Genomic DNA, 1,646 nt, shown 5'->3' with positions numbered 1-1,646 from the left:
TCGGTGCGGCGGTGTTGAAGGAGGTCGGCAACGCCGTGGTGGGTATGGAACACACACTGCGGATGGCGTTGGCTGCGATTCTCGCCGGCGGCCATGTGCTCTTCGAAGATGTGCCCGGTCTCGGGAAGACGCTGGCCGCCCGGAGTCTCTCCGGTGCACTCGGCCTGGAGTTCCGGCGGCTGCAATGCACACCCGACCTGCTGCCGGGCGACGTCACGGGTTCGTACGTGTGGGACCCCGGCCCGCGAGACTTCTCCTTCCGGCCGGGGCCGCTCTTCGCCGGGCTGTTGCTGGCCGACGAGATCAACCGGACGCCTCCGAAGACGCAATCGGCTCTGCTCGAAGCGATGGCGGAGAAACAGATCACGGTAGAAGGGACGACGTTCTCGCTAGAGCGGCCGTTTCACGTGCTGGCGACATCGAACCCGGTCGAGTACGAAGGCACGTACCCGCTGCCCGAGGCGCAGCTCGACCGCTTCATGCTCAGGCTGTCCGCCGGCTACCTCGAACCGGCGCGGGAAGCGGATGTCCTTGCCCGGCGGGTGGCTCGCCGACGGGAGGAGACCGAGGTAGCGGCCGTGGTCGACGCCGAGACGGTACTGACGCTCCAGGCGGGTGTCGAGACGGTGGACGTGGACTCCTCCATCATCTCCTACTGTGTCGACCTGGCCACGGCGACGAGAAGGCATCGCGCGGTCGAGGTCGGCGCCTCGCCACGCGGGTCCCAAGCGCTGCTGCTGACTGCAAGGGCATTGGCCGTACTGGACGGCCGCGACTACGTCGTGCCAGAGGATGTCAAAGAGGTCGCCGTCCCCGCGTTGGCGCACCGGCTGACGCTCACGCCCGAGGCGTGGACGACGCAGGTCAGCACCACCGCGATCGTCACGGAGATCCTCGGCCAGGTGGCAGGCCCGGCGGCAGGTCGATAATGGGTCTGTCTGGAACTGATGAAGGTGATGGGGTTGGCACAGACAAGTGACGCAACTGCCAAAGTGGCACTGATCGGTGTACGGGGTTTCGGGCGTACCTATCTCGAGCCACTGAACAGGCTGGCTGCGAAGGGAGAGGTACGGTTCGTCGGCGGTTGTGACCTCAATCCGGATTCCGGTGCCGATCTTCCCGGCGATACGGCGTTCTACACGGACCATCGAGCGATGTTGGAGGACTGCCGCCCCGAGGTCACCATCGTGGCGACTCCACCGCATACGCATTTTCAGCTGGCCATGGACGCGGTCGGTGCCGGAAGCGATGTGCTGCTGGAGAAGCCGCCTGTCGTCTCGGTGACCCAGCATCAGCAATTGCTGGCTGCCTGCCGCCGCAGTGGGAGGCTGTGCCAGGTCGGCTTCCAGGCAATGGCAGGCGAGCCGATGCAACGGTTGCTCGGAATTGTGGCTCGTGGCGAGATCGGAGAAGTGACGGACATCGCCGTGACGGGCCAATGGATCCGTCTCGACGAGTACTACGGGCGTTCTGGATGGGCTGGGCATCGGGTGTTGGACGGCGTAGTCGTGGCAGACGGGGCTTCGACCAACCCATTCGCGCACCCGGTGATGAACGCCTTGGCTGTGGCTCAGGCGGACGATCCAGCCGCGAAGCCCGTGACGCTGGAGGTCGAGAGCTACCGGTGCCGAGACATCGCTACGGAC

2 protein-coding genes are annotated in these 1,646 nt (G+C 65.7%); both read left to right on the top strand.

The window, feature by feature from the left end:
• Positions 1-929, top strand: a 929-nt coding sequence (locus tag ELR45_RS22820; RefSeq protein WP_205857080.1) for an AAA family ATPase, incomplete at its 5' end; no start/stop codon positions are given.
• 33 nt (positions 930-962) lie between these two features.
• Positions 963-1,646, top strand: a 684-nt coding sequence (locus ELR45_RS22815; RefSeq protein ID WP_165368022.1) for a Gfo/Idh/MocA family protein, incomplete at its 3' end; no start/stop codon positions are given.

The sequence above is a fragment of the Phytoactinopolyspora endophytica genome (assembly GCF_004138495.1).
GTDB classification, from domain to species: Bacteria; Actinomycetota; Actinomycetes; order Jiangellales; family Jiangellaceae; genus Phytoactinopolyspora; species Phytoactinopolyspora endophytica.
Note: the sequence above shows the minus strand (reverse complement) of the source record. Positions and strands in the feature narration are given on the sequence as shown.